General features: G+C 58.3%; 25 protein-coding genes, 1 pseudogene and 1 riboswitch. Of the genes and pseudogenes, 19 read left to right on the top strand and 7 right to left on the bottom strand.

Annotation, left to right across the window (positions count from 1 at the left end; all coding sequences use genetic code 11):
* Positions 1-857 precede the first annotated feature (857 nt).
* The 7 genes from BN1936_RS05605 (at position 858) to BN1936_RS05580 (ending at position 5,672) form a co-directional block, all read left to right on the top strand.
* Positions 858-1,775: a fumarate hydratase gene (locus BN1936_RS05605; protein WP_049686845.1), complete on the top strand. Its 918-nt coding sequence runs from the start codon at positions 858-860 to the stop codon at positions 1,773-1,775.
* 2 nt (positions 1,776-1,777) lie between these two features.
* Positions 1,778-2,371, top strand: a complete 594-nt coding sequence (locus BN1936_RS05600) for a FumA C-terminus/TtdB family hydratase beta subunit (RefSeq protein WP_022444838.1) — start codon at positions 1,778-1,780, stop codon at positions 2,369-2,371.
* Between the two features lie 123 nt (positions 2,372-2,494).
* On the top strand, positions 2,495-3,226 hold the full coding sequence (locus BN1936_RS05595) for a FadR/GntR family transcriptional regulator (RefSeq protein WP_022444837.1): 732 nt from the start codon (positions 2,495-2,497) through the stop codon (positions 3,224-3,226).
* Positions 3,227-3,324: 98 nt separating this feature from the next.
* Positions 3,325-4,440: a cation diffusion facilitator family transporter gene (locus tag BN1936_RS05590; RefSeq protein ID WP_022444836.1), complete on the top strand. Its 1,116-nt coding sequence runs from the start codon at positions 3,325-3,327 to the stop codon at positions 4,438-4,440.
* Between the two features lie 164 nt (positions 4,441-4,604).
* Positions 4,605-4,787, top strand: coding sequence for a hypothetical protein (locus BN1936_RS05585; RefSeq protein WP_022444835.1), 183 nt, complete (start codon positions 4,605-4,607; stop codon positions 4,785-4,787).
* Positions 4,788-5,045: 258 nt separating this feature from the next.
* The gene (locus BN1936_RS11820; RefSeq protein ID WP_022444834.1) at positions 5,046-5,171 is read left to right on the top strand and encodes a hypothetical protein; all 126 of its coding nucleotides are present in this window, start codon (positions 5,046-5,048) and stop codon (positions 5,169-5,171) included.
* 219 nt (positions 5,172-5,390) lie between these two features.
* Positions 5,391-5,672, top strand: a complete 282-nt coding sequence (locus BN1936_RS05580) for a helix-turn-helix transcriptional regulator (RefSeq protein ID WP_022444833.1) — start codon at positions 5,391-5,393, stop codon at positions 5,670-5,672.
* 293 nt (positions 5,673-5,965) lie between these two features.
* Here the strand turns inward: BN1936_RS05580 and BN1936_RS05575 are convergent, their stop codons facing one another.
* Entirely contained in the window at positions 5,966-6,223 is a 258-nt protein-coding gene (locus BN1936_RS05575) for a hypothetical protein (RefSeq protein WP_022444832.1), read from the bottom strand.
* A gap of 53 nt (positions 6,224-6,276) precedes the next feature.
* Positions 6,277-6,465 (bottom strand): hypothetical protein, encoded by a 189-nt coding sequence (locus BN1936_RS11460; RefSeq protein WP_148521187.1) that lies wholly within the window; start codon positions 6,463-6,465, stop codon positions 6,277-6,279.
* 773 nt (positions 6,466-7,238) lie between these two features.
* Between BN1936_RS11460 and BN1936_RS05565 the strand changes: the two genes are divergently transcribed.
* Positions 7,239-8,129 (top strand): DMT family transporter, encoded by an 891-nt coding sequence (locus BN1936_RS05565; RefSeq protein ID WP_022444830.1) that lies wholly within the window; start codon positions 7,239-7,241, stop codon positions 8,127-8,129.
* A gap of 140 nt (positions 8,130-8,269) precedes the next feature.
* Here BN1936_RS05565 and BN1936_RS05560 read toward each other — a convergent pair whose 3' ends face one another.
* Positions 8,270-9,409 carry a porin gene (locus tag BN1936_RS05560; protein WP_022444829.1) on the bottom strand — a complete coding sequence of 380 codons (1,140 nt, stop codon included), beginning with the start codon at positions 9,407-9,409 and terminating at the stop codon, positions 8,270-8,272.
* A gap of 123 nt (positions 9,410-9,532) precedes the next feature.
* Positions 9,533-11,473 carry a flavocytochrome c gene (locus BN1936_RS05555; protein WP_086936877.1) on the bottom strand — a complete coding sequence of 647 codons (1,941 nt, stop codon included), beginning with the start codon at positions 11,471-11,473 and terminating at the stop codon, positions 9,533-9,535.
* A gap of 154 nt (positions 11,474-11,627) precedes the next feature.
* Between BN1936_RS05555 and BN1936_RS05550 the strand changes: the two genes are divergently transcribed.
* Complete coding sequence (locus tag BN1936_RS05550) at positions 11,628-12,641, top strand: LysR family transcriptional regulator (RefSeq protein ID WP_053101822.1); 1,014 nt, start codon at positions 11,628-11,630, stop codon at positions 12,639-12,641.
* A 68-nt stretch (positions 12,642-12,709) separates the two neighbouring features.
* Here the strand turns inward: BN1936_RS05550 and BN1936_RS05545 are convergent, their stop codons facing one another.
* On the bottom strand, positions 12,710-13,693 hold the full coding sequence (locus BN1936_RS05545; RefSeq protein WP_022444341.1) for an alpha/beta hydrolase: 984 nt from the start codon (positions 13,691-13,693) through the stop codon (positions 12,710-12,712).
* 822 nt (positions 13,694-14,515) lie between these two features.
* Between BN1936_RS05545 and leuE the strand changes: the two genes are divergently transcribed.
* Positions 14,516-15,154 carry a leucine efflux protein LeuE gene (gene leuE, locus BN1936_RS05540; protein ID WP_022444342.1) on the top strand — a complete coding sequence of 213 codons (639 nt, stop codon included), beginning with the start codon at positions 14,516-14,518 and terminating at the stop codon, positions 15,152-15,154.
* Between the two features lie 210 nt (positions 15,155-15,364).
* On the top strand, positions 15,365-15,796 hold the full coding sequence (locus BN1936_RS05535) for a hypothetical protein (RefSeq protein WP_022444343.1): 432 nt from the start codon (positions 15,365-15,367) through the stop codon (positions 15,794-15,796).
* A 92-nt stretch (positions 15,797-15,888) separates the two neighbouring features.
* Here BN1936_RS05535 and BN1936_RS05530 read toward each other — a convergent pair whose 3' ends face one another.
* Positions 15,889-16,524, bottom strand: coding sequence for a LysE family translocator (locus BN1936_RS05530; RefSeq protein ID WP_049686842.1), 636 nt, complete (start codon positions 16,522-16,524; stop codon positions 15,889-15,891).
* A gap of 383 nt (positions 16,525-16,907) precedes the next feature.
* Here BN1936_RS05530 and BN1936_RS05525 point away from each other — a divergent pair, with 383 nt between their 5' ends.
* From BN1936_RS05525 to BN1936_RS05505, 5 genes are read left to right on the top strand one after another with little or no spacing between them, the layout of a single operon-like run.
* On the top strand, positions 16,908-17,681 hold the full coding sequence (locus tag BN1936_RS05525; RefSeq protein WP_022444345.1) for a DUF4198 domain-containing protein: 774 nt from the start codon (positions 16,908-16,910) through the stop codon (positions 17,679-17,681).
* Between the two features lie 39 nt (positions 17,682-17,720).
* Positions 17,721-18,374: a cobalt transporter CbiM gene (gene cbiM, locus BN1936_RS05520; RefSeq protein ID WP_049686841.1), complete on the top strand. Its 654-nt coding sequence runs from the start codon at positions 17,721-17,723 to the stop codon at positions 18,372-18,374.
* A 59-nt stretch (positions 18,375-18,433) separates the two neighbouring features.
* On the top strand, positions 18,434-19,195 hold the full coding sequence (locus BN1936_RS05515; protein ID WP_049686840.1) for a hypothetical protein: 762 nt from the start codon (positions 18,434-18,436) through the stop codon (positions 19,193-19,195).
* The gene (gene cbiQ / locus BN1936_RS05510; RefSeq protein WP_049686839.1) at positions 19,192-19,950 is read left to right on the top strand and encodes a cobalt ECF transporter T component CbiQ; all 759 of its coding nucleotides are present in this window, start codon (positions 19,192-19,194) and stop codon (positions 19,948-19,950) included. The genes BN1936_RS05515 and cbiQ overlap by 4 nt, the downstream gene beginning before the upstream one ends.
* A 43-nt stretch (positions 19,951-19,993) precedes the next feature.
* Complete coding sequence (locus BN1936_RS05505) at positions 19,994-20,758, top strand: energy-coupling factor ABC transporter ATP-binding protein (protein ID WP_049686838.1); 765 nt, start codon at positions 19,994-19,996, stop codon at positions 20,756-20,758.
* A 70-nt stretch (positions 20,759-20,828) separates the two neighbouring features.
* On the opposite strand, the gene BN1936_RS05500 is transcribed toward BN1936_RS05505, so the two are convergent.
* On the bottom strand, positions 20,829-21,752 hold the full coding sequence (locus tag BN1936_RS05500; RefSeq protein WP_148521186.1) for a LysR family transcriptional regulator: 924 nt from the start codon (positions 21,750-21,752) through the stop codon (positions 20,829-20,831).
* Positions 21,753-22,056: 304 nt separating this feature from the next.
* Between BN1936_RS05500 and BN1936_RS05495 the strand changes: the two genes are divergently transcribed.
* The 3 genes and pseudogenes from BN1936_RS05495 to thiC all read left to right on the top strand — a co-directional run.
* On the top strand, positions 22,057-23,310 hold the full coding sequence (locus BN1936_RS05495; RefSeq protein ID WP_049686836.1) for an MBL fold metallo-hydrolase: 1,254 nt from the start codon (positions 22,057-22,059) through the stop codon (positions 23,308-23,310).
* 110 nt (positions 23,311-23,420) lie between these two features.
* A complete protein-coding gene (locus tag BN1936_RS05490) occupies positions 23,421-24,071 on the top strand; it encodes a DUF2238 domain-containing protein (protein ID WP_198290748.1) in 651 nt (216 codons plus the stop codon).
* A 48-nt stretch (positions 24,072-24,119) separates the two neighbouring features.
* Positions 24,120-24,237, top strand: a riboswitch (TPP riboswitch).
* A gap of 201 nt (positions 24,238-24,438) precedes the next feature.
* Positions 24,439-26,229, top strand: a pseudogene (gene thiC, locus BN1936_RS05485) (phosphomethylpyrimidine synthase ThiC); the annotation flags it as partial.
* Positions 26,230-26,524 lie beyond the last annotated feature (295 nt).

Here is a 26,524-nt window from a genome sequence, read left to right as displayed (position 1 = left end):
CGGAAAGCTTGGGACTCGGTATAACTTACCCTGCGATTTTAACCCGATTGACGAAGTTAAAAATTTGTTACATTTCACGGAAACCAGCGTTATTCCGGAATCTTCCGCGGTCACTCAAAACGGGAGAAAACACCTCTCCGCTCCTCGCGGCTCTTCCTCTGATATCGAGACATAACTAAGAGAATTGATTTCGTAATCTGACCCTGATATTCAGTTCAATAACGGACTCTGGAATAACGTTTTCGCGCTCTTTCGTATTACGGTCTACGGGCTAACGAAAATCGATTTCGGGTTCGTGTTGAATTTCAGACGGTTATTTAAACCGCAAACTTCAGTTATCAAATATTATTTGATAACTGAAGTTGTTGATGTAATACAGAAACCGGTTTCCCCCGTTTCATCCCCTCTTCCCGGGAGTCAGCGGGAAGGTCCGGCCCTTTTCCGTTTCAAAAAGTTTCTGAAGGGGGATTTCTTCCGTATTACGCAAAACGGATTGAGAACGATCTTCATTCGTCTGAAACCCCCAATACTCGGGGATCAACGCTATACAAAGTCACATTTTCCGTTCTCATATCATTCTTTCGGGCTGGATTTTCTAATCCTTTCGAGCTATATTGAGCGTGCGCCAACTGGTATACCGGTATCCCATAAAGGGAAAAAACAGGCATACCGGCGACGGGAAGTCTGTGTATTCTGTGCTTTAAGCCTGTCCGGGCGTACGAACCGGACAGCGGTCTCAGAGCCTGCGGCCCTGATTCACACGCTGGCCTTCTGAGGCAGGAGAAACACGCTGTCTGGAGTCACACACCTCCTCTCAGCTCCGCTGACAAGCCTCATAACCAACTAGAAGAGACACTATGGCTAAATTAGAACTGCCGTACGAGCAGGTCTTCGACCTGACTCACAAGATGTGCACCCGTATTTCGCCGGACGTCCTTTACCTGCTCAAAGAAGCAGCGAAGAAGGAAACGAACCCCGCGGCGAAGACATTCCTCGAAACGATGGTGGAGAACGAGCGTCTCGCCGGGATCGAGGATAAGCCGGTGTGCCAGTCGCCTGGATACCCGTCTGTCTGGATCCGCTGGGGCGAAGCCTATGAGCCGAACCTCTCGAACCTCATCGATAACATCACGCGGTCTGTCGTCGACGCGACGAAGCAGGGCTACATCCGCCCCTCGATCGTGCATCCGCTCACCCGTTTCAACCCGGGCGATTCCACGGGCCGCGGCGTTCCGAATTATGAGCTCCGCTACGAGAAGGACCTCCCCTACTGCGAAATCATCGTGAGTGCGAAGGGCTGCGGCGCGGAGCTTCCGAATGTCGCGAAGATCCTGACGCCCGCGACGCTTGGGAAAGACTACAAGGGCCTGAAGCAGCTCGTCCTCGACACCGTCACCGGCGCCCGGGGCCAGGTCGGCGCGCACGGCTACCCCTGCCCGCCGTTCTCCCTCGGTATCGGTCTCGGCGGCCAGATGGACGTCGCGGCGAAGCTTTCGCGTGAAGCGATCTCGACCCGCAACTGGCTCGACCACAACCCGGATCCGCTTTTTGATGAACTCGAGCAGGAACTGCTCGCCGACATCAATAAGCTCGGGAACGGCCCCGCGGGCATCGGCGGCGACACGTCGGCGCTTGCCGTGAAGATCGGCTGGGCTTCCACCCACACCGCCATTCTCCCTGTCGTCATCAACTTCCACTGCTGGGTCGCGCGGCGCTTCGGCATCCGCTTCTACCCGGACGGTCACACGGAAGAACTCTTTCAGGTTGGAGAATAAAAATGGCAGTGTATGAACTGACGCTCCCCGTTGATAACGAGACGATTGAGAAGCTGCATGTCGGCGACATCATTTATCTGAATGGCCAGGTCTGTACGGCGCGCGATCAGGCGCACCTGCGGCTTAAGGCGCTGGATGAAGCCGGAAAGCCTTTCCCCGAAGACCTGAAGGGCGCCGCGATCTTCCACGCCGGCCCCGTGATGAAGAAGGATGAGGCGGGTCACTGGTATCTCTCCGTGATCGGCCCCACGACCTCCATCCGTATGGAACCGTACGCGGACTTCATCGGCCGTATCGGCGTCAAGATCCTGATCGGCAAAGGCGGCATGGCGGAAGGCACCCGGAAAGCGATGCAGAAATATAAGCAGGTCTACGCGCAGGCCGTTCCTGGCTGCGCCGTGGTGCTCGCGAAGGGCGTGACCGGAACAAAGGACCCGTACTGGTACGAGTGCGGGATGCCGGAAGCCATGTGGCCGCTTCAGACGAAGCACTTCGGCCCGTTCCTCATCACGATGGACTCTTATGGGAAGAGCCGCTATGACGACGTGCAGGCGCACGCTCAGGCGGTTGAGGAAGAAATCCTCAAAACGCTCTGACCGCCGTTCTCCCCTTAGAATGACTTTCTGAGGAAGGACAAAGAAAAGCCCGGCAAACGCTTTGGACCACCCCAAAGAAGCCGGGCTTTTTTCATCGATAAAAAATAAGAGAGAGTAACAACCATGAGTGAAACCACCACACCGGCTCTGCACCGCGAGAGCGACACGCTGTACCGTCAGATCGCGGAGATCTGGCGCGAGAAAATCGTGTCAGGCGAATATAAACCGGGGGACGCGCTCCCGAGCGAACGCGATATCTCGGAGTCTCTCGGCGTCAGCCGCATCCCGGTCCGCGAAGCGATGAAGTCGCTTGAGTACCTCGGAATCGTGAAGCAGGTGCGGGGAAAAGGCGTTTTCGTGCAGAAGACGGATCCGGGTGAGGTGCTCGCTAAGATCGGGCCGTTCCTCGCGCCGCCGGATTCCGCGACGCTCTCTGAACTCTTCGACCTCCGGATTTTATTTGAGGGGTACGCGGCGGAGCTCGCGGCGAAAAACCGGACCGAGTCGGACCTGAAGACCCTCCAGGCGTCGCTCGACCTGCTGAATGACTCCATTACGGATGAGAAGTCCGCCGAGGAAGCCTCTCACCGGTTTCATCAGGAAATCGCGGTGATGGCGGGGAACCGCCTCCTCATCATTCTCTGGCACTTCTTCGCGGAGCTCCTCGAAGCGTCCCGGCGCCTCACGCTCTGGAGCCCGGAGCGACGAGAGGAATCGCTCACCTTCCATCAGGCGATCTTTGACGCGATCCGGGATCAGAGGGCGGACGACGCCCGAAGCCTGATGCAGCGTCACCTCGCGAACGCGAAGCTGCGGCTCACGGAGCGCGAAAAGACGCTGGGCGCGGCGGAATAGCGGAATTTCCCCCGGCATCCCCGGGAATCTGTTCACTCTTCGCCCCGCTCGCTACAATGCCGAGACAATACGGAAGTGATTGAAAAGAAGGGCGCTGCATGAGCATGAATAGAGAAGCCGTTATTGTCCGCACCGGGATTGTCGGGATCGTCGTGAATGTCCTTCTCGCGGCCTTCAAGGCCGCCGTGGGACTCACCGCGAATTCGATTGCCGTGATTCTCGACGCCGTGAATAATCTCACGGACGCGATCTCGTCGATTGTCACGATCGGCGGCACAAAGCTCTCCGCCCGGAAGCCCGATAAAGCGCATCCGCTCGGGTTCGGGCGGGTTGAATACCTGACCGCGCTTATCGTCGCGGGGCTTGTGCTCTACGCCGGCATCACGTCAGCGGTCGAATCCGTTAAGAAAATCATCAATCCCGCGACGCCGGACTACAGCGCGGTGTCGCTCCTCATCATCGCGGTAGCGATCGCGGTGAAAATTTTCCTCGGGCGCTACGTGAAGGCGAAGGGGGAATCCGTGAACTCGGGGGCGCTGAAGGCATCCGGGGCGGACGCCATGTTTGACGCCGTGCTCTCGGCCTCGGTCCTCGCCTCCGCCCTTTTCTTCATCGCGACCGGGATTTCGCTTGAAGCCTATGTGGGCGCGGTGATTTCGCTTGTCATTATCAAGGCCGGTATCGGGATGATCGTGGACACGCTGAACGACATCCTCGGGAAGCGTGAAAACTCTGAACTCACGGACGAAATCACGAAGATCCTCTGCGAGGAACCGAAGGTGCATGGGGCGTACGACCTCGTGGTCTACAACTTCGGCCCGAGCAAAAACCTCGCCTCCGTCCACCTCGAGCTCCCGGACACGATGACCGTGAAGGAAGTGGACGCATTGACGCGCCGCGTCGAATCCCGGGTGATGAAGGAAACGGGGGTGCTGCTCGCCGGAGTCGGCGTCTATTCCTATAACACCCATGACGACAAGGCAAAGCGTATTCGGGACGATATCCGCAAGCGCCTTGCCGCTCACCCCTGGGTCGTGCAGAGCCACGGGTTCTACCTCGATGAAGCGAAGAAAGCGATCCGGTTTGATGTGGTGCTGAGTTTCGATATCAAGCCGGAGGATGGGCTGCGTGAGATTTATGACGAAATGCGCTCCGCCTACCCTGAGTACAGCTTCCAGATCACGCCGGATGTGGATGTCTCGGTTTCAAAGTAGTCCGTCACTGCGAAATCGCGCATCTTTCGTTACGGGACACGTTTCGTACAGAAGCGGAACCGATTCCCTCCGTTCTTATTTTTATAATGAAGAGAAAGGATGGGATGCAAGGGCGCTCTGCCCTCATCCCGCCTGCACGTTTTTCTTCATGGAGGCTCCGCGTCATGAAACCCTGGATTCTCTTAAGCGCCGCGCTGATCGGCGTAAGCCTCGCGCCGGCTCAGGTCTCGCTCGCGAAGGGCTACGACGCGTTTTCGCCGCTTGAATCTGCCCGGGCCGTGATGGGCGGCTACAAAGCGCCGGCACCGGAGAAACGGACATACCTGAATGTCGCTTATCCGAGGTAGGACACCGCGAGCATCAAGAACTTCCGGATTCAGTATCGGGAGCCCTCTTCAAGCTGCTGCCTCGACGACAAATACGAAACCATCACGACGTACGATAAATTCGGCGGCATTCACGATAAGAATGTCCGCCTCACCGCCGCGCGACGCCGCTACTGGAACGAAAGCTACATCCAAGGCACCGCCTATACCCGGACTCCGGAGTATCAGCTGGAGCAGCTGAAAAAGCAGGCGGAAGAGAATCAGCAGAAGCTTGAAGAGATGATCAAGAACAGCAAGTTCCGCGCGAATGGTGAAGTGAACGGGAAACCCGCCTACTACAACCCGGTGACGAAGCAGAGCCTCACCGCGGATTCGAACGGCAAATACGAGCTGCACGACTGGTAAGAAGAAAATCCGGATGAAATCGGATTGAGAAAACGCTATAAAAGCGGCATCAGGAAAATCTTTGGGCGGGGCTATACCCTCGCCTATTAACTCTCTTACGAATTACCTTTCGGGCTTCTGGCCCGAAACAGGGCAGGCAACGCTCGCCCTGGAAGGCCGCCTGTCAGATTGGGTTTTGATTCCCTGACAGGCTTTTTAATCTGAGTAAGGAGAAGTTAAATGAAAAACACTGGATTTTCCGCTTCTTCCAAGGATTCCCAGCCCTCTGCGTGGAATGCCCTTGACTATGTCACTACAGATTTCTATGAAAAACTGAGAGAAGAACATCCCGGTCTGATGCGGATAAGAGAAGTGGTCCGGCTCACCGGCAGGAGCAGAACCTCAATTTACATGGATTCCATAAGAGGCAGATTCCCACGCAGTTTAAAAATCGGCATTCAGTCCGTCGCTTGGCGCGCGGCTGATATCTACGCCTGGATCGAATCCCGCCCTTACGCCTGACAGGCTTGCCTGTATTCTTTTCAGCTTTTCCGTATAACCTAAATCTGTCTGGATACCTCAATTTTTTAGCAATTCCGGTACAGCAAAGGTAGACTACGGATATGGCTGTCTCAATAGATAAATTTCTGAGAGGCAGTTCTTCCGGGTGCCTAGAAAGGCGTTAAAACCGCACGCTGACACGCCTTTCTGCACGTGAAGACCTCCATCCCCTGATTACTCACGGAATGGAGGTTTTCTTTTTTACTGACACAGATAATTGTCTGAGGAGACGGGGTCAGTCTTTGACGCCGTCTTTATTTTTTGAGATCCGAGCGGTAGCTCGCTTCAAGTCCAAGCCAGAAGTGCGCAGGGAGATCGAGAAGCGTCTCCAGCTTCTTCGCGATCGCGTCCGTGAGCGGCAGGCTGCCCGCGAGGAGCGATTCGGCATCGGTTTCAGTCATCTCAAGCGCTGAGGCGAAGCGGGAGAGCGAGATCTGCTGCATCGCGAGCATCTCTCCGATCATCGATCCGGGCGGCAGCGCGGTTTTCTCGGGAATCGGTTTTACCTTCATTCTCTTTCTGCAGGGTTTCAAGTGCTGGAGCCCGTCATCATAATCCGTGGGATTCAGGAGAGGGCTTTCCTCTTCATTCGGGCGTTTTCCTCTTCCACTTCTTTGAGGTCCTCGCGGTAACAGCTCTCAAGCCTGAGCCAGAACCCCTTATCAATAGATAGCGCGGATTCCAGCCGTGAGGCGACGTCCGGCGTCAGCGCCATGTCGCCTTCGAGAAGCGCCTCGCCCTCATCTTCTGTCATACCCATCCGGGAAAGAAATTCAGCCTTTGTGACCTCCCAAATCTCCAGCTGTTCCTTGATGGTTTCTCCTGGCGGAACTGCGATGTGATGTTTGCTGATTTGATACATACGGGACTCCGTCATTAACGAGGTAACTATTTTAATTTCTTTGAATGAAAATAGATGATGTATTTCAATCGCTTTCTGCCTACACACCGCAGATAAAAACGTTATGCCAATTGGAGACCTCCGATGGCAGCGGCGGGTGATACCGGCTTTTCTGTTTCCGGTTCCGAGGGAAGAAGACACTGTCTGAAGACGCTCTTCCCGAATCGGTCAAATCGGTAAAAGTCCTTTTACCGATTTATCCGATTCACATTCTCTTTTTTACCGATTCGGGACTGAAACGGCATCGCGCGAGCCGCAATCCTCCTAAAGACAAAACCGCTAAAAACGCTGAAGAACCCTGATTTCCACGGCTGATAAGAAGGTGCCGGCGTTTTTCGTCTTCAATTCTGAGAAATGGTGACGCTCTCTCAAAAGCCGCTCGCCGAATCGAGCAAATCGGCTAAAGCCCTTTTACCGATTTATCCGATTCACATTCTCTTTTTTACCGATTCCGCGGACAAAATCCGATCCTTCTCTGTGGCGGAAAGGCAAAGATGACGGTCACTCCCTGACTTCCCGCAGAGACTTCCAAAGTCTTTTCTTTCCTGCATGGACTTTACGAAATACGTCGTTATGATTAAGTCCTACGTCCATAAAACTCTTCCTGGTTCCCGGAGCCAATCCCCGTGCAGTCTTTCTGGTTGCTGCTATCCACGTTTCTCACGACGCTCACCTACGCGCTCGTGAAGCTTGCGCCGGAAGGGACCGCGTTTTATGACATCTTTCTCGTCCGCTCCGCCTTCATGGCGCTCGTGATCCTCGTGATCGCGGCGGTATCAAAAACGAGCCTTAAAACCCGTCACCCCAGGCTTCAGTGTTTCCGGATTCTCTGCGGCGTCACCGCGCTCTGCGTGAATATCATCGCGGTGCAGCATATGTCAGTCGTCCTCTTTCAGACGCTCGTCTTCACAGCTCCGCTCTTCGTCGCGGCGTACGGGATGGTGCGCGGCGTCCTTCTGAAGCGTTTCCCGGATCCGGGGCTGCTGCTCTCGATCGCGGCGGGCTTCATCGGGGTGCTCCTTGTGATGCGGCCGGGGGGCGAAGACGGATCGCTCCCCTTTATCGCGCTTGGGCTCTTTTCCGGACTCTGCTCCGCCGCGACGGGCCTCACACTTTGGAAACTTGGGTCTCTCGGTGAACCCATTATCCGGACCGTTACCTGGTTCGCGATCGGATGCCTTGCGGCCGGGATCGTGATGTTCAGTCTCTTCTCCACGGAATCCGCCCTTTCGCTCTTCACCGAACCCGTGATGCTCGCGATCGGGCTTACGACCGTCGGAAGCCAGCTCGCGCAGACTCAGGGCTGGGGCCACGGGAAACCGCTTCTCTCAGCGTCCCTTCAATTCTCCGCGGTGCCATTTGCCGCGCTCCTCGGGTGGGTGATCACGTCCGACACCCCGCAGGCGCTCACCTGGGGCGGGATCGCGCTCATCACCGCGGCGGAGCTCGCCTCCGGCCTCATCCAGTACCGGCTCATGAGCCGCAAACCCACCTTCATTCACCACACACCGCTCTGATTCCCCGGCAACTATACAGACAAACCGTCAGCAGAAAACGCGGACAAAAAAGGGGCTCCTTCCTGGGATGGGACTGGAAGGAGCCCTTCAAATTTGCTGCTCTTTACTGCTAAGGAGAGATGACTCTTAGTGGTCTAATTTCAGAACTTGTGGACGAGACCCGCGGTCACGCCGTAGTTATAGGCGGAGCCGACGGTGGTCGCGGCGAAGTCGTCATACTTGTCGTGCATGTAGCCAGCGCCGGCGTAAACGAGGGTCCGCTTGGAGAGCGAATAGTCGTAGCCGAGGGACACCGTGTAGCGCTTCAGTTTACCGGCGGTGTCGTCTGAATGATCGGCATCCATGTAGCCGACAGCGGCGTAGAACTTGCCGCCGAAAGCCGGAGCCGTCGCGCCGAGGTTGATGCCCCAGCCGTCTTTGGCGGTGGAGTTCCCGAAGACCGAAGCGCCGGAAACCGTGTCGTTAATCGCGGCCTTGCCGAGGTAACGCATGTCCTTGAAGTACTGGCCGGCGAGGAACACCTTCGCGACATTGAAGTCGTAGGCGACACTCAGGTTCGCGGTGTAGCCCGCGTCATCCTGCGTATTCGCGTAGTGATACGTATCGACCACGCCGATCGTGCTGAAAGCGCCCTTCATGTAGCGGGCACCGATCGCGCCGTTGCGGGTGGTGGATCCGGTGTTTTCACGCCCCGTCGGGGTTTCGGACTTCATATCAATGCCGCCCGAATACTGCAGATGCAGATCAAAGCCGTTCCAGGTCGGGGTGGAATAGTTGATGACGTTATCAAAGCGCCCGAACTTGCCCGCGAACACGGCGTTGTGGCCATAGACAATGCCCCAGCCAGTGCTGAGCGCGGAGAACTTCCCGCCCATGATGCTGGAAGAACCGGTAGAACCGGAGAGCTGCGTGAGACGCCCGAACCGGAGGGTACCGAAATTCGTGTTCTTCGCGTAGAGGGACGCCTCACGGCCGAAGATCCGGTTATCGTCCGACCCCGTACCGGTGTCGCTCGAGAAGCCGTTTTCCAGGATGAAGCCGACAGACGTCGTATCCGTAATCTTCTCCTCACCCTTCAAACCGAAGCGGCTCCCGAGGTAGTTGCCGCTATCCATCTGAACCGTGTCGGTTGACTTACCCGGGGCGGTCTTCTGATGCGTATAGGTGAGACCGGTATTCACGATGCCGTACAGCGTGACGGTCGGGCTCGCCGCGAAGGCGGAGCCGCAGAAAAACGCGGAAGCAATGGCCGCAGCGGCCGCAGTTTGCATGAAGCGCATGATGACTCTCTTCTCTTGAATGTTTTGGTGGTGGTTGCTGCTACACCCCGGCGGGTCCCTGGTCCTCTCCTAAGGTATCCCGCCGAAGTATCTCTATTATGCACCCGAATTAGGACTATGGGCTTAGGGCTTAGGGCTAACCTGCATGCCGGCGATGTGACCGAACACGAGGAGGTCCGTCAGGGCATTGCGGCCCAGGCGATTGCCGCCGTGGATGCCGCCCGTGATTTCACCCGCGGCGTAGAGGCCGGGGATCACGTGACCCTTGGTATCGAGCACCTGAGTCTTCTCATTGATCCGGAGACCGCCCATCGTGTGATGGATCGTCGTCGTGATCGGGACGCAGTAGAACGAGGCCTTATCGACCGGCATGCCGATCAGGATCTTCGGCACCGGAAGCGACTTCGTGTTCTGGGTGCGGGAGGCCTCGTTATAGGCCGCCATGGTTTTCGCGAACTCCGCCTGGTTGATGCCAGCCGCCTTCGCGAGGTCGTTTAAGTTATCGGCCTTATAGGCATAGCCGTGGCCGAGCGCGATCTGCATCAGGTCGTCACGCACTTTCTTCTGATCAATGGTCTTCTGATCGAAGATCGCGTAGACCACCTGACCGGGCTGCGCGAGGATCCCGTGCGAGATGTCGTCACGACGCCCCGTCTCATCGACAAAACGGTCGCCGTTCACGTTGACGTAGGGGGTGTCAGACGGCCGCCCCGCGATCGCGGATTCCAGTTCACCGTTCTTCGGGTTCCCGTGCGGATGGATCTGAATCCACTTCATGCCAGTGAGGCCGGCACCGACCTTCACCGCTTCCTCAAGCACCTCACCCGTGGTGCCAGGCTGGTTAGAGGTCGCGATCACGTTGATGTTGTTGTACTTCTTCACCATCTTGAGATTCGCGCCGTAGCCGCCGGCCGCGAGAATCACGTTTTTCCCGTTAAAGGCCTGATTCTTGCCGTTCTTATCAACAGCGATCACGCCCGTCACGCGGCCGTCCTTCCCTCGCACAATCTGCATCACCTTCATTTGGGTATAAATATGGCCGCCCGCCTTCGTCACCTTATCCGCGAGCGGCGAAATGTAGGCGTCGTAGGTCGAGATCGGGGTCTTGCCGTCCGCATGACGGGGCCACTGGCCGCGGGGATAAATGCCGCCGATACCGACGTCCACCCAGTAGCGCGGCACGTGGTACCACTTCATATCGGACTGCTTCTCAAGCCACTCCATCGCGGCCGTCGCGTTCCGGGTCATCGTGAGAACGAGTTTCGGGTCGTTATGGCAGTCGCCGCCTTCAAGCGTCTGAAGGGCGAAGAGTTCAGGAGAGTCGAAGATGTACTTCTTACCCGCGGCGTTATGCGCCTTCAGCTGATCTTTCACGGTCTGCTGAAGCTGGGCTACTTCCTTCGTGCAGGGCTTCTGATCGGTGTACTTCTTCACGATGTCGCGGACCGCCGGGGTCATCGGAAGGAGCTTCTCGGGCTCCGGATCCATCGCGGACATGTTGCCCTCCGAGCGCGCCGTGTTCCCGCCGATCATCGCCATCTTTTCAAGGACGATCACCTTCGCGCCGCCATCCACCGCGGTCGCGGCTGCCACCATGCCGGCTCCGCCGCCGCCAACGACGATCACGTCAGCTGAATGCACGAGCGTCTGCGCCGCGGCGGACTGCTTCTTGATCGCTTTGCGATCCAGCATCGAGCGATCCGCGCCCGCCTTCACGAGCGCTTCGCGGATTCCTTTGCGGAGCGCCTGAGACGTGATCGACGCGCCCGAGACGTTATCCACCTGCGCGGTCTGACCCGCGACCACGGCTTCCGGAATGCTCTTCACGGCAAGCGACCCGATCCCGGGGGTTTCTTTCTGATCGGTCACGCGGACGCTTTCGATCTTCGTCGCGCTCACCTTCACTTCGACCGTGATATTGCCGTTACGGCCCTGGACCGTCGACGTGTAGGTGCCGGCGGTCATCGCGGAGGCGCTCCCCGCGGTAAGGACTCCGGCCGCGACGACGAGCGCCGCGATCCGTTTCAGCGTTTTCGGTTCGCTGAAATTCTGAATGGCTGTCATTTCTTCCTTTCTCCTTTGGTTGCCTGAGGCAGCGGGGCGTTTCCTCTCATCCGCCCCGGCCTTTTCTATGGTTCGGAAAAAATTCTAGGGATCGGCTCCCTCTCTGAAAATCCGTTAATCTTCTCTTCTCAATGTCAGAAATCGAAGTGACTCCATGTCAGAAAAAACGGTACTGAAGAAAAAGGACGCGGAAAAAACGGATCTGAACCCTGCTGCCGGAGCCCTCCCCGCCTATGTCCGGGGGATCGACGCGGAGTCGCTCTACTTCTTTCTCACGCTCTACCGCGCGGGGTCGCTCCCGCGGGCCGCGGAGCAGATGGGGGTGAGCCTCTCGTCCGCGAACCGGATGCTCGCGAAACTGAGGACCTACTGGAACGACCCCCTTTTCACCCGAAGCGGGTTCCTGATGCAGCCGACTGAAAGCGCGAAGAAGCGCTATGCCCGTGTCCTCGGGCTCATGAATACGCTGGAAGACCTCCAGCATGAGGACCGGATCGATCCGCTGCATCTGAAGCGCACCGTGCGGCTCGCGACGTACGACAACGCTTTTACGCTTGGGATCGCGTCCGTTTTCGCGGAGTTTGAGAAGCGCCTGCCGCTCGTCCGCTTCCATGTGACACAGGCGGACGAACACCTGTTTGACGATCTCCGGGCGAACCGGCTGGACCTTGTTTTCTTCGCGCGTCAGGGGCTGCACCCGCAGCTCCGTTCCATACCGCTCGTCACGGAGCCCTATGTATGCGTTGTGCGGAAGGGGCATCCGTTAAAGAAAAAAGCTGAGAAATTCGGGAGCCTCGATAAGGCGGATCTCGACCCCTGGCGTCAGGTGCTGATCAACGCCCAGCCAGACCGCTACCGCGCGCCGAATAGCCCCGCGAACGGGTGGTTTAACCCCACGGATCCGGAAAAAATCGCGCTCGTCGTGCCTTTCTTCCTCTCGGTCCCGCTCTGCCTCTATGAAACGGACTGCTACGCGATCGTGCCGAAAGCGACCGCGGAAATGGCGTTTGACGGGAGGAAGCTTGATTTCCTCCCGATCACGGACAAAGCCCCGAAGCTCACGGTTTACATGGGGTGGCACGTCAGGACACACACCGACCCCGGGATGCAGATCATCCGATCGACACTGAAGGAACTCGTCTCCGGGAAGCTGGGGCGGGAGAAGTAACCCCAGAAAAGAACGCATGGATGGGGCGGGTATCCGACCTCCCGCCCCTCGGTCTTCCGGATCAGGATTTATTTCGCGCGGTCGATCCGATTCACGAAATCGCGGATTTCCTTCATCGAGTCGATCGACTCCTGGAGCTCCGGGAGGCAGAGCGCGAAGTCGTGCGACATCCCGGGGTAGACGGTGAGCGTGGTCAGCACGCCCGATTCCCCGGCCTTCCTCGCGAAATCCTCGATTTCAGAGAGAAACACTTCATAGCCCCCTGCCTGAATCAGCATCGGAGGGAGTCCCCGGAGATCGGCGTTCACGGGGGAGAGCCGCGGATCATCCACCGGCAGTTTCCCCGCGTACGCCGCCTCGACCACAGGACCGCTGAAAGGCGTCCCCTCTCCGAGAATCAGATCCTTTTTGAAGTTCGTGACGCGGGACGCCCGGCTCGTTCCCATGTCGGTCCAGGGGGACTGAAGAATCAGCGCCGCGGGCTGCGGGAGTCCCTTTTCTTTGAGAGCGAGAGAGAGTTCCAGCGCGAGGTTCCCGCCCGCCGAGTCGCCGACCACGATGATGTCAGCCGGTTTGGCACCGGTGTCCAGAATCCCGCGGTACGCGGCGAGCGCTTCCTCGAGCGCCGCCGGGTAAACCGCCTTGGGGGCGACGCGGTAGTCAAGCGAATAGACCGTCCGGGCAGAGATCAGTTTCCCTTGTGTCAGCGCCGTGATGCGGTAGAGGTCATCAAGCTTCTGCACATACGCGCCGCCATGGAGCTGCAGGAGCACGCGATTCGTTTTCGCGGCCGGATAGTCATAGCGCTCGAGGTCCGCGCTTCCCGCCTTCAGCATCTGCTTTTCCCAGCCGTCCGTGACCGAAAACGTGATCTTCACTTTCCCGGATCGAAGGTCATGCATCCGTTGATTGATATAAGTCTGCTGCGCTGTCCCGGTGAGGATTTTCCCTTCTGACGGGAGGTCAAAAGCTCCCGCCCAGGCCATGGACGACACGAGTGACGCGCAGACAGTAAAAACCGCGGCTTTCGCGAAACGATTCATAAAACGCATGGATATTCCTTCAAACGAGGCTCTCTCCGGACGGAGAGACGAGAGCGGAATGGGAAAGGTCTTTCCTGACATAGTAGGAAAACTAATACGGTTCCGGAGAAAAAGAAACTGTTCTGAGGACTCTTCGGTCGGTCCGCCGGTTTTTTCTACTCGGCCGGAAGGACAGCGATCTTCTCCCTTCCGATCACGGAAATGGTTCCAGAGGTAGGCGCTGAATGAGGCAATGTCTCACCTCCCGCCCCTCCCCCCAGCACAGGGATCATTCTCTCAGCCCTTGTGAAACCGGTGTCCCGGAGACCGGGGCCCCTTGAGCGTGTAAAGAGGAAATGGGTCTTTTGACGCAGGGCAAATGGAATTTCTGATCTACGGGGGGAGCGCCGGGTTAAGCCTTCCGCATCAGGCTGATTTTTGTATAATTCACCTCGCTTGCTTCCCGCCACCATTCTCGCGGGGAGCGGGTTTGTAACACTGGAAGACAGAATGGGGCTGCGTTTTTGCTCTCCTGCATGCATCTAGTTTCGAACAACCTCTCTTCAAGGCTGTCCCGCGACAAGACGCATTCTGGATTGCGGACAGACTTAAAGAGTTTTCGCTTGAACCAAGGTGAAGGCATGACTCACGACACAACCCGTATTTACGCCGCGGCGATTCCGCCCGGTCACGGATCCACTTCCGTCCGGTCACTGAAGTTTCCGCCGTTTCAACCCGACTGAATGCCTCTCGCGTCCGCGCGTGTTTCTCGCGTATGGGCTTCGTGCTCGCCTGAGTCTCGGTTCAAAAAGTTTTTTCTCTTCACAAAACACTTTTTCGGTTGAAACAGAAATGCTGGAAAGCTTTGGTGTCATGAATGCCGGGCTCTACGCCCTTGGGGCTCTCGCGCTGATCCTCGCGCCGGGTCCGAATTCCATTTTCGTTTTCAAGACCTCGACTCAGTACGGGTCGAAGCCCGCGTTCCATGCGGCGCTCGCGGTGTTCCTCGGGGACGCCGCCCTCATCTTCCTCGCGTACCTCGGGGTCGCGGCGGCGCTTACCTCCCACCCGCTTCTCTTCACGGCGGTCCGGATCGCGGGCGCGGCGTACCTCGCTTACCTCGGGCTCTCGGTGCTGATTTCCACGTACCGCGGAAAGAAAGCAGGCCAGGCAAAACCGGAAACACTTCCGAGTTCCGTGAAGCCCTTCCGCACGGCTCTGGTTCTTTCGCTTACGAACCCGAAAGCGATCCTCTTCTACGTGGCGTTCTTCTCCCAGTTCATCAACCCCGAGTTTGAACACCCCTGGATCTCGTACCTCGTGATGGCGTCGATCCTTGAAGCGTTCAGCATCTGCTGGATGTCGACGCTCGCACTCTCCGGGGCCGCGATCCAGCGCTTTGTGAGCGGCAGCCCCCTGATGTCAAAAGTCGGGAACACGCTCCTCGGGAGTCTGTTCCTCGGGTTCGCGGGGAAGCTCGCGGCGCTCTGATTGGTTTTGTTGTTTGTCTTTTCTTTTTTTGTGTTTGTTGTATTTAAGTCTATTGGGTGGACTTCTCCCGGCGGCTCATCAGAGCCTCCGGGATTTTTTTGTCTGCTGTTCCGGGGATACGCGGCGCGAAAGGCTCGGAAACGATAAAAAGCGCCGGCCGGGAACCATTCCGGCGCATAATCGCCTGAAAACCGATTGAAAAAACTTGAGATGGAAGACCTGAAAGACTATCCGCGCCTCATTCCGATGAAGCTTGATGAAGAGGCGTATGAACTGATCAAGCTCCACTGCCCGTTCTGCGGGGCAGAGGCGAAGGACGGCTGCCGGCATCGGCTCCTCGTCCTCGGGGACACGTATTTTGAAGCGCTGTCCCCTGAATTCATCGCCTTTACCCGGCGGCTCTTTGGGTTCAAAGATGATGAGGAACTGACGCTCGGCACCCTCATCCCGATCCGACTTTGGGGCACGGTGAAGCATAATGAGGACATGGCGCTTGCCTCTGCCTACGCGATCAACCGGGTGCTTCCGAATGGGGACGCCGTGGCGTTCTTCCGGATCCGGAGCCGGGCGCGGCACGAAACCCGGTCCGCCGCCTTTATTTCGGACCGCGGTCTCGCGGAACTTCGAAAAGCGCTCCGATGAAACCCCGACACACGGTCAAAGGGTCAAAGAAAAAGAGAGTCCGTTCACACAAACCGGACTCTCTCTGTTTTTTCGGCAGATGGAAATAGGCTTCAGGATGCCCTGGCGAAGAGGACGTTGAGCCCGAGGAGACAGTAAATCGCGGCCGATGCGTTTTTGGTGCGGCGCGCAGCTGTGGCGCTCCGCTCCAAGAGTTTCTTTAAGGCAGCTCCCGCGGCGACGAGCACGAGGCACCAGAGCGTCCCCGTCACGAAGAACGTGAGCCCGAGGAGCAGGAACGGGAGCGGCCCGTAGGTGTTCGTGGGGGACACAAAGGCCGGCATGAAGGCGAGGAAGAAAAGCGCCACTTTCGGGTTCAGGGCGTTTGTGAGGAACCCCTGCAGGTACGCGCCCCAGAGCCCGGTCTTTTTCGGCTCCGCGCTTTCTGTCGGGATGATGCTTCCCTTCTCCCGGAACGTTTTGATCCCGAGCCAGAGAAGGTACGCGGCTCCGGCGAGCTTCACGGCGAAAAACGCCTTCGGGCTCGCGGCGAGAACCGCTGAAAGCCCAAGCGCCACGAGCGTCGTGTGGAAGAGGACGCCTGACGAGATCCCAAACACCGACGCGACCCCGACCCGCTTCCCTTCCGCAGCGCTTCGCGTCAATACATAGACCGAATCCACGCCCGGGAGCATATTGAGGAGCACCCCGGCCGCGAGGAACCCGGCGTAATTTTCAATGCCAAACATAAAGTGGGAATCTCAAAAGAATAAAAAAGACAGTCCGGACCCTGACGATCCTTTCGATAATTGAGATTCTATGCGCCAGACGGATCAAAAATAGCGTTTCATTCGCAGAAAATATTAATTTATTGCGCAAAAATATTTTCCGACACCGAAACTACCTCTTTTATGGCAACCCTCCCGCGGTTTTTTAAACAGATACGGTAAAGCGGCGCGGATCGAAGTGAATACTTTTCTGGAAATCGTATGAAAACGGTGCTATAACGACGGTGTTCCGGCAGCAGGACCCATCGCCCTTTGCTCTTCTTCATGGTGATCTCCATGGATTCCCGTCTGCCGGATCTCCATTTTTTCCTTATTCATTTCCGTCACGAAGGAGACCTCCCGTCATGCGACTCCGCGCTCTTGCCACAGCTGCCGCCATTGCCCTTACCGCTCTTCCCGCCTACGCGCATTTCGGTGTGCTGATGCCGGGGTCGGAACTCGTGAACCGTCCGAAGACGCCGCTCGAACTCACGCTCGCGTTCTGCCACCCGGTGGAACAGAACGGCATGAATCTCGCTAAGCCGGAAGCGTTTGACGTGTGGCAGAACGGGGAGAAGACGTCGCTCCTCAATACCCTCAAGGAAACCCAGGTCCTGAAGCACGAGGCCTGGAAGTCCACCTTCACAGTGACGCGCCCGGGGACGTATACGTTCGCCTTCACGCCGAAGCCCTACTGGGAACCGGCTGAAGATAAGTTCATCGTTCACTACACGAAGGTCGTAGTGGGCGCGATGGGGGATGAGGAAGGCTGGGAGAAGCCCCTTGGGCTCCCCGCCGAAATCGTGCCGCTCACCCGTCCTTTCGCGAACTGGGCCGGAGCCGAATTCCGGGGCCGCGTGCTTTTTGATGGGAAGCCCGCGCCTGAAGGGACGCCAATCGAGATCGAGTTCTGGAACGGCTCAAAAGCGAAGCTCCCGAACGATTATCTGATTACACTTCAGGCCGTGACCGGCGCGAACGGTGAATTCGCTTTCACCGCCCCGTTTGCCGGCTGGTGGGGATTCGCCGCGCTCGGCGACGCCCCGAAGATGGCGAAGGACGGAAAGATGAAGGACGTGGAGCGCGGCGCTGTGCTCTGGACTCACTTCACGAAGGTTCCGTCTCAGCTCGCGAAGTAACGCGCGTAAAACCTTTTCCGATTAGGGAAGCTCGAAGAAATGCATATCGCTGAAGGCGTACTTTCCGCCCCTGTCCTCATTACGGGTGCCGTCGTGGCAGCCGGTGCCGTGGCGTACGGTCTTAAGAAACTCGATCCCCGGCAGGTGATGATGGCGGCGATTCTCGGCGCGGCGTTCTTTGTCGCTTCCCTGATTCACATCCCGGTGGGGCCGAGTTCGGTGCATTTGCTCTTAAACGGGCTCCTCGGGGTGCTGCTCGGCTGGAGCGCGGTCCCGGTGATTTTTGTGGGGCTGCTCCTTCAGGCCATTCTCTACGGTTTCGGCGGTCTCACGGTGCTCGGTGTCAACACCGCGACGATGGGGCTCGGAGCCGTGCTCAGCTGGTATATCTTCGGCGGCCTCCTCTCCGTCCTTAAGCCGCTTGGCGCGAAGAAAGCGGCGGCGGTCTCGGGGTTCGTGTCCGGTGCCTGCGGTGTCGCGATCGCCGCGATTCTCACCGCGCTCGCGCTCGCGTTTACGGATGAAGGCTTCAAAGCGTCCGCGCTGATGCTCCTCGCCGCTCACCTTCCCGTGATGCTGATTGAGGGGATCGTGACCGCGGTCGCGGTGTCCTTCATCGCCCGCGTCCGCCCGGCGCTGCTCCCGGAGGCGACGCGGCTCAAGCTCGCCGATATGATTCCGCCCGCTGAGTAACGCGAGAACGGAATAACGAATTTATTTAGATTTAGTTATTTTCTACAAAGGTCTTTGCCGTGAAACCGATTCTGAAGCACACCGTCGCCCTCGCCGCCCTCCTTACCCTGTCGTTCTCGGCCGCGGCGCACCGCGTGAATCTTTTCGCGTGGAGTGAAGGGAACGCCGTCCAGGTGGAGTCGAAATTCAGTGACTCGACTCCGGTAAAGGGCGGAAAGCTCACCGTCACCGATACGGCGACCGGGAAGGTGCTCGCGACCGGGAAAACCGCGGATAACGGTACCTGGCGCTTCACGCTCCCCGCGGGCTACCACTCGGAAAAAGGCGTGACGGTCGCAATCGCTGCGGGTGAAGGCCACGCCGCCACCTGGGAAATGACCCCGTCGGATCTCCCGAAGACCGTGACGGCCGCGCCGACTCCGAAGCCCGCGCCCGCCGCCAAACCCGCGGTGAAACAAGAATTGAAGACTGAACCGAAGGCCGCTCCCGCGAAGGTCCCCGCGAAAACGGAAGCGAAGGCTCCGGTAAAGGCTGCCGCCCCGGCCGCCAAACCGACCCCTCAGCAGGTCGAAAACGCGACGGTCCCGGTGGAACCCGGACTCACAAAGGACGAAATCACGCTGATCGCCCAGTCCGCGGTGGAAGAGAAGGTCGCGCCGCTGCGTCAGAAGATCGCTGAGCTCTCAAACCCGAACCCGTCCGCGAAAGACGTGATCGGGGGCCTTGGCTGGATCTTCGGTATCGCCGGTGCCGCGGCGCTCGGCTACAAGAAGGGTAAGGAAAAGGGCGAAGCGGAAGGTAAGAAGGACAGGAACGCATGACCACCGACGGCCCCGCCTCCTCTGTCCGCCACACGGATCCGAAAACCCGGTTCCTCGCGGCTGCGCTGATTTCTTTCTCCGTCGCCTTCGCGACCGGTATTCCGGCCGCGGTCGCGGCGGTTTTGCTGTCTCTTGTTCTCATCGCGCTCTTCCGCCCGAACGGGAAAGAGCTGAAGAAGCGGCTTCTCGCCGCGAATGCCTTCATTCTCTTCCTCTGGGTCTTTACGCCGTTCACGACGCCGGGAACGCCGGTGTGGTCGATCGGTCCGCTTGAGGCGACGGACGCGGGGGTGCGGCTCTCGCTTCTCGTGACCCTCAAATGCAACGCGATCATCGCGTCGCTCTTTTCGCTCACCGCCGGGCTCACGCTTTCTGAATCCGCGATGGCGCTGCAGAAACTCGGTCTCCCCCCGAAACTCGTGATGCTCCTCCTCTTCACGGGGCGCTACATCGAGTCGTTCTCGCAGGAATATAAGCGGCTCCGGGACGCCGCGCGGCTCCGCGGCTTTGCCCCGAAAACAACGCTCTTCACGTATCGCGTCTACGCGACCCTTATGGGTCAGCTCTTCGTCCGCGCGTTTGACCGGGCGGAGCGGACGGGAGAGGCGATGCGGCTCCGGGGGTTCGACGGTGTGAACCTCCGGTGCCTTGAATGGGCTGGGACGTCAGACGCGCGTCAGAACCTTGCATTAATATCCTTCGCGGTGCTTGAAATCGCGATTCTCGCGTCTCTTATGATCCTGCGGCCGTTCTGATAAAAGAAAAATTGGCTGTCAGGAACCCTGGACACATATTCAAATGACTCCCTCTGCCCCTATTTTTGAACTTCGGAATCTCGCGTTCTCGTGGCCGGACGCCATGGGAAACGCCGGCCGGGGGAAGCCGGTTTTCCGGGATCTCAACTTCTCACTCACGGACTCCGAAAAAATCGGTCTCTATGGACCGAACGGCTGCGGGAAGACGACGCTCCTGAAGCTCATCACGGGGCTCCTCACGCCGCAATCCGGGGACGTCTGTTTTGAGGGGAAGCCGGTGAAGACCGAAGCGGAATTCCGGGGCCTCCGCTGCGCCGTGGGGTACGTGCTTCAGAACGCCGAGGATCAGCTTTTCTTCCCTGAGGTGATTGAGGATGTGTCGTTCGGCCCCCTGAACCTCGGGCGATCCCAGGCGGAAGCGCTGAAAGACGCCGAGGAGACGCTGGAGACCCTCGGTCTCTCCGCCTTCGCGCACCGGTCGAGTGACCGCCTCTCGGGCGGCGAAAAGAAGCTCGTCTCAATCGCGACGGTGCTCGCGATGAAGCCTCGGGCGCTGCTCCTTGATGAACCCACCACCGGGTTGGACGAAAAAGCGCGCGAACAGCTGATCCATGTTCTCAAAATCATCAACCTCCCCCGTATCGTCGTGTCGCACGACTGGGATTTCCTGATGGAGGTCTCGGACACCTTCGCGACGATTGAGTCGAAACCCGAAGGGGGTCAGGTCGTCGCCTGCGGGAAACCGGAAACCCATACCCACCGCCACACGCACCCGGGCGGCTTTGAGCACCACAATCACGAAGAGTGAGACTGGGACTCGTGAGGTAAACAAAAGGCGCTTCATCTGAAGCGCCTTTGCTGTTTCTGGAGCGACCCGATCAGTCCTCGATCGGCGTGATCGTCCTTCTCACACAGTCAATGAAGGCCTGCGCGGCTTTCGAGAGATACCGGTCCTCGCGCCAGAAGACCGAGAAATCGAGCTCCGGGGATTTCCCGGCGATCGTGAAGAACACGACACCCGTCGGTTTCTGATTCCGGACCACGGCGTCCGGAATGAAGGAGAGCCCCACCCCCTCACGCACAAAGGAACTCACGGCGGCGACGGTCTCCGTTTCGACTACGGGGTTCGGGTGGACGCCGGTCTCCTGCACCAGCTGATCGAAGTAGAGGCGCATCACCTGCTCTTTATTGAGAATGATGAAGGGTTCGCCCTCCAATTCGTTGAAACTCACTTCCGGGAACGGCGGCTCAAAGGGATCACCCTTTTTCGCGCGTTTCGCGAGGCGATGCCCCTCAGGGACCGCGAGCAGAATCTTTTCCCGTTCGACCTTGAACCCGGTGAGACCAGGGCTCTTCAGCGTACTCGCGAGAAACGCGCAGTCCACTTCGCCGTTTGTCACCGCTTCCGCGAGCTGCCCCGACGTGAATTCCCGGATCTGGATCCGGACTCCCGGGGCTTCGCGCCGGAACGCGGGGAGAATATGAGTCAGCACCGCGACCGTCCGGTTCTGTGTCGACCCGATCACGACTTCCCCCGACTTCACATCCCGGCGGTCCTCGTAATAGTGCTTCCGCTCCTCTTCGATCGCGTCGATCCGGCGCTCCGTCTCAACGAAATACTTCCCTTCCTCCGTCAGTACCCAGGGCGACTTCGAGCGGTCAAAGATCGGGCAGCCGAGCGTGTCCTCGAGCCGCTTCACGTACTGCGAGAGCGACGGCTGCGACACAAACAGCCGCCTCGACGCGCTTCGGATCGAACCGCTTTCCAGAATCGCTTCAATATGCATCAGGGCTCGGCGCACGGGGCTTTCTCCATAGAATTAACTTTTATGTTTATTTTATCAGTCAGAAATAATATTAGATTATATAGGGTGATTTATGTAGTATTTATCTCTGTTCTACCAGAATAGAACGGAATCATTTTTCTCCGGCAGGGTCAGTTTTCTGCCGGATTTTTCTTGCCTGGAGCTTTCCCGCCCGGAGTCCGGGGTTTCCTCCCTGGCCTGTCGCACTTTTTCACGTTTTTTTAACGTTTAAAGATCAGCGGAAAACGCCGCCTGCAGTAGCATAAGCGGAAATCCATCATTGAATCATTTCTGAGCCGCTATGCATGAACCGTTTAAACAGAGTCCCGTCGCGAAATGCACGCGCCGGGCGCTCTTCGGCGGCGCGATCGCGGGAGCCGTCGTGATGACGCCCGGCTGCTCCTTCGTGAACCGCTTTGGCGAGATCCCTGAGGGAAAGCTCGCGGAGAGTATCCATACATCCCCCAACTGGATCGACGGGGAATTCCGTAACCAGCAGCCGACGTCTGTCATGGTCGGGAAGGACGGGTTTATTGAGGCCTGGTGGAAGTTTCTCACAAACTCCATCCCGGATCTGAAACCCGCAGCGCCGCTGCCCTGCACGCACACCGATCTCTCAAAACTCGACCCGAACCGCGATATCGCGGTGTGGCTCGGGCACTCGGGGCTCTATTTCCAGCTCGCCGGTCTCCGGTTCCTCGTGGATCAGGTGTATTCGGCGTACGCCTCTCCGGTCTCATTCGTGAATAAAAGCTTTGAGTTCCGGGGCGGCTATCCCTTTACCGCGAAGACCACGCCTCCGATCGACCTCCTGATCCTCACGCACGACCACTGGGATCACCTCGACTGCGAGACGATCAAGGCGCTGGACCACAAGGTGAAGCGCTACGCGGTGCCGCTTGGCGTGAATTCGCATCTTCTCGCCTGGGGCATTAACCCCGATAAGATCCTCGTTTTCGACTGGTACGACGCCGCGCGGTTCACGGATCCGAAGCCTGAGGTGCTGCATCCGTTCCATAAACCGGAAAAGCGTCTGCAGCCGGCTGAATGGAAGTCCGGCGCTCTTCAGGCCCCCGCGATCTACTTCTTCCCATCCCGCCACTTCTCAGGGCGGACGCTGAAGCGCGATCAGACGCTCTGGGGGTCTTACGTGATTGAGGCGGGCGGAAAGCGCCTTTACCTCTCAGGGGACGGCGGAAACGGTTCGCACTTCAAGGAAATCGGCGACCTCTTCCGCGATTCCGGGGGCTTCGACCTCGCATTTATCGAGGACGGCCAGTACAACGCGGACTGGGCGGAAATTCATATGGCACCGGAAGGATCCGTCAAAGCCGCGACCGAGGTCGGCGCGAAATCCGTGATCCCGATCCACAACTGCCGCTACGCGCTCGCGCGGCACGCCTGGTTTGATCCGCTGGAGCGGTTCCGGATGGCCTCTCACCTCGCGGACTGGAAGCTCCTCACGCCGAAAGTCGGGGACGTGGTGCCGATCGGCGATCTAACGATCGAGTTCCCCGCCTGGTGGCGTGACGTCCCGAAGGGCGCTTCCGCGTAAAGTTCCGAAAAGACCCGGATTTTAAGGGTCTAAAGAGCACACCGCGCTGCGATTCCCCGTGCCGGCGCTTCTTTCCCGTGATACGATTCGACGGAAAAGGAGTCCGGCTTATGGATTGGTACGAAAAAGGAATGGGGGAACGGTTTTCGACGTTCCACGCGGTGCTGCTCGCCATCTGGCTCGCCGTGCTCGTCTGGTCCGGCATCAATCCGCATGACCGACTCACCTGGTGGCTCGAATGCACGCCGGGGCTGATTGGCTTCGCGCTCCTTGCCCTCACCTGGGGGAAATTCCGCTTCTCTCGCTTCTGCTACGCGCTCATCGCGATCCACTGCGTGATCCTCTTTATTGGCGCGAAGTACACGTACGCGGAAGTCCCGCTCTTCACGTGGCTTGAGGGACCGCTTCACTTCGCGCGGAACAATTACGACAAGGTTGGTCACTTCGCTCAAGGGGCGTTCCCCGCGATCATCGCGCGCGAAATCATCCTCCGGACGCGCGCCGCCCGCTCTAAAGCCTGGGCCGCGTTTTTCTCGATTACGGTGTGTCTCTCGATCGCCGCGCTCTACGAAATCTTCGAGTGGGCAACCGCCGAAATCATTCACGAGGAAGCGGACGCGTTCCTCGGCACGCAGGGCGACCCCTGGGACACGCAGAAAGACATGGCGTGGTGCCTCGTGGGCGCGGTTTTCTCGATGCTCTTCCTCACCGGGATTCACGACCGCTCGATCAGGCGGCTCGTCTCGCGGCGAAACGAGTAAAACTTCGTTTCCTCCCCTCCTCTCGGATCTCAACCCCGTTTAGAATGGTGCGCACGTTCGGGGTATCAGGGCACGCGGCCTGTCACTAAAACGCGTTCCTGATTGAGAAACACCCGTGGAACCTGATGCGGCTGATACCGTCGGAGGGAAACGAATATGCAGCGGTGCGGGAGCCGGGACGCTTTCCGGAATTAAGAGAACTCCCGGAAGGCGTTCTTTTTGAGAGACGTCTCAAGACCCCACCCTGCATACCGGCTGTTATTCCCTCCGTCTTTCTCGCCGCCTATAAAGAGGACTAGGAGCTATGGATAGCCGGAAGATTGAAATTGCAGAAGACACCCGCGACACGCGTCCGGATGAGAGCCTGATGGCGGGGCTTGATCCCCTGCCCGCGAGCCGCCGCATCTATGTTGAGGGGTCGCGCCCCGATATCCAGGTCCCGATGCGGGAAATCACGCTCGAGGACTCAAGCCTCCCTGAGGGGAAAACCGAAAAGAATCCCCCGATCTTTGTCTACGACACGGCAGGCGACTTCGGTGATCCCGCGAAAAAGGTCGATATCACGAAGGGCCTCCCCGCGCTCCGTGAGAAGTGGATCGAGGAACGAGCGGACACCGAGGTGCTCCCTGGTTTAACCAGCCAGTATGGCCTCGAGCGTGAGGAAGACCACTCAACGCTCTCCTACCGCTTCCACCGCACCCGTCCGGTGCTCGCCGCGAAACCCGGCAAAAAGATCACGCAGCTCGACTACGCCCGAGCCGGGATCGTCACGCCTGAAATGGAATTCGCCGCGATCCGCGAGAATCAGAACCGCGCGGCTTACGTGAAGAGCCTTGACGCGGTTTCGCCCCGCTCCCGCCGCATTCTCCTCGCGCAGCACGCGGGGACCCCGTTTGAGATGCAGATGCCGGAAACGGTGACGGGGGAATTTGTCCGTAAGGAAATCGCGGAAGGCCGCGCCGTGCTCCCCGCGAACATCAATCACCCGGAATCGGAACCCATGGTGATCGGCCGCAACTTCCTCACGAAGATCAACGCGAATATCGGTAACTCCGCCGTGAGCTCCGGCATTTCGGAAGAGGTGGAAAAGCTCCTCTGGTCGATCAAGTGGGGCGCGGACACCGTGATGGATCTTTCGACCGGCAAAAACATCCATGAAACGCGCGAGTGGATTATCCGCAATTCCCCGGTGCCGATCGGCACGGTACCGCTCTATCAGACGCTTGAGAAGGTGAAGGGGGACGCGTCGAAACTCTCCTGGGAGGTTTACCGCGACACGCTGATCGAGCAGGCCGAGCAGGGTGTTGACTACTTCACGATCCACGCGGGTCTCCGCTTCAGCCATATTCCGCTGACGGTGGACCGCCTCACCGGCATCGTTTCCCGCGGCGGCTCGATCATGGCCGGCTGGTGCATCACGCATCATGCGGAAAACTTCCTCTACTCGCATTTCGACGAGATCTGCGACATCCTCGCGAAGTATGACGTCGCGGTGAGCCTTGGGGATGGACTCCGCCCGGGCTCGATCTACGACGCCTGCGACGAGGCGGAGATCGCGGAACTCCGGACGCTGGGTGAGCTCGCGAAGAAAGCCCGCGCGAAGGGCGTGCAGGTGATCATCGAAGGTCCCGGCCACGTCCCGATGCAGCGTGTGATGGAGAACGTGGAAGAAGAGATCGAGGCCTGCGACAGCGCCCCGTTCTACACCCTTGGACCGCTCGTCACGGACTGCGCTCCGGGCTACGACCACATCACGAGCGCGATCGGCGCCGCGATGATCGGCTGGCGGGGAACGGCGATGCTTTGCTACGTGACGCCGAAGGAGCACCTCGGTCTCCCGGACCGTGACGACGTGAAGGCCGGCATCATCGCCTATAAGATCGCGGCTCACGCCTCTGACCTCGCCAAAGGCCTCCCCGGCGCTCAGATCCGCGACAACGCGATGAGCAAGGCGCGCTTCGAGTTCCGCTGGGAAGACCAGTTCAATATCGGCTTCGACCCCGAGACCGCGCACGCGATGCATGACGAAACGCTTCCGAAGGACAGCATGAAGAAGGCGCACTTCTGCTCGATGTGCGGCCCGAAATTCTGCTCCATGCGGATCAGCGAAGAAGTCCGTGAATGGGCGAAGAAGGAAGGCATGACCGGCAAAGCCGCCGAATAATGGGCGCTTTTCCTTAGAGTCTCTACGACAAAAACCTTATCCGAAATCAAAATTTTGACTTTTCAAAATTGCTCGGGTAAGGTTACTTATACGTTTTTACTTGTTACAGGAACTTTTCCAAATGTCTAACCAGCTGTTCATCGTTGACAGCATGTGCATGCGACTGACGCGGCTCTCCAGAGCTAAGGCGTCTCGTTCTGCACACCCGTTAGAAAGATAAGTTCCGCAGAACAGAGATTCAACTTAGACAGAGCCGCAAACAAAATTGCGGCTCTGTCTTTTTTTATAC

Source organism: Dakarella massiliensis (assembly GCF_001182045.1).
In the GTDB taxonomy this organism is placed as follows: Bacteria; Pseudomonadota; Gammaproteobacteria; order Burkholderiales; family Burkholderiaceae_F; genus Mesosutterella; species Mesosutterella massiliensis.
Note: the sequence above shows the minus strand (reverse complement) of the source record. Positions and strands in the feature narration are given on the sequence as shown.

Bases quoted from the DNA above. Each gene is read 5' to 3' on its own strand.
- BN1936_RS05605 (WP_049686845.1), top strand. From the start codon at position 858: ATGGCTAAATTAGAACTGCCGTACGAGCAGGTCTTCGACCTGACTCAC.
- BN1936_RS05600 (WP_022444838.1), top strand. From the start codon at position 1,778: ATGGCAGTGTATGAACTGACGCTCCCCGTTGATAACGAGACGATTGAG.
- BN1936_RS05595 (WP_022444837.1), top strand. From the start codon at position 2,495: ATGAGTGAAACCACCACACCGGCTCTGCACCGCGAGAGCGACACGCTG.
- BN1936_RS05590 (WP_022444836.1), top strand. From the start codon at position 3,325: ATGAGCATGAATAGAGAAGCCGTTATTGTCCGCACCGGGATTGTCGGG.
- BN1936_RS05585 (WP_022444835.1), top strand. From the start codon at position 4,605: ATGAAACCCTGGATTCTCTTAAGCGCCGCGCTGATCGGCGTAAGCCTC.
- BN1936_RS11820 (WP_022444834.1), top strand. From the start codon at position 5,046: ATGATCAAGAACAGCAAGTTCCGCGCGAATGGTGAAGTGAACGGGAAA.
- BN1936_RS05580 (WP_022444833.1), top strand. From the start codon at position 5,391: ATGAAAAACACTGGATTTTCCGCTTCTTCCAAGGATTCCCAGCCCTCT.
- BN1936_RS05575 (WP_022444832.1), bottom strand. From the start codon at position 6,223: ATGAAGGTAAAACCGATTCCCGAGAAAACCGCGCTGCCGCCCGGATCG.
- BN1936_RS11460 (WP_148521187.1), bottom strand. From the start codon at position 6,465: ATGACAGAAGATGAGGGCGAGGCGCTTCTCGAAGGCGACATGGCGCTG.
- BN1936_RS05560 (WP_022444829.1), bottom strand. From the start codon at position 9,409: ATGCGCTTCATGCAAACTGCGGCCGCTGCGGCCATTGCTTCCGCGTTT.
- BN1936_RS05555 (WP_086936877.1), bottom strand. From the start codon at position 11,473: ATGACAGCCATTCAGAATTTCAGCGAACCGAAAACGCTGAAACGGATC.
- BN1936_RS05550 (WP_053101822.1), top strand. From the start codon at position 11,628: ATGTCAGAAAAAACGGTACTGAAGAAAAAGGACGCGGAAAAAACGGAT.
- BN1936_RS05545 (WP_022444341.1), bottom strand. From the start codon at position 13,693: ATGCGTTTTATGAATCGTTTCGCGAAAGCCGCGGTTTTTACTGTCTGC.
- leuE (WP_022444342.1), top strand. From the start codon at position 14,516: ATGCTGGAAAGCTTTGGTGTCATGAATGCCGGGCTCTACGCCCTTGGG.
- BN1936_RS05535 (WP_022444343.1), top strand. From the start codon at position 15,365: ATGGAAGACCTGAAAGACTATCCGCGCCTCATTCCGATGAAGCTTGAT.
- BN1936_RS05530 (WP_049686842.1), bottom strand. From the start codon at position 16,524: ATGTTTGGCATTGAAAATTACGCCGGGTTCCTCGCGGCCGGGGTGCTC.
- BN1936_RS05525 (WP_022444345.1), top strand. From the start codon at position 16,908: ATGCGACTCCGCGCTCTTGCCACAGCTGCCGCCATTGCCCTTACCGCT.
- cbiM (WP_049686841.1), top strand. From the start codon at position 17,721: ATGCATATCGCTGAAGGCGTACTTTCCGCCCCTGTCCTCATTACGGGT.
- cbiQ (WP_049686839.1), top strand. From the start codon at position 19,192: ATGACCACCGACGGCCCCGCCTCCTCTGTCCGCCACACGGATCCGAAA.
- BN1936_RS05505 (WP_049686838.1), top strand. From the start codon at position 19,994: ATGACTCCCTCTGCCCCTATTTTTGAACTTCGGAATCTCGCGTTCTCG.
- BN1936_RS05495 (WP_049686836.1), top strand. From the start codon at position 22,057: ATGCATGAACCGTTTAAACAGAGTCCCGTCGCGAAATGCACGCGCCGG.
- BN1936_RS05490 (WP_198290748.1), top strand. From the start codon at position 23,421: ATGGATTGGTACGAAAAAGGAATGGGGGAACGGTTTTCGACGTTCCAC.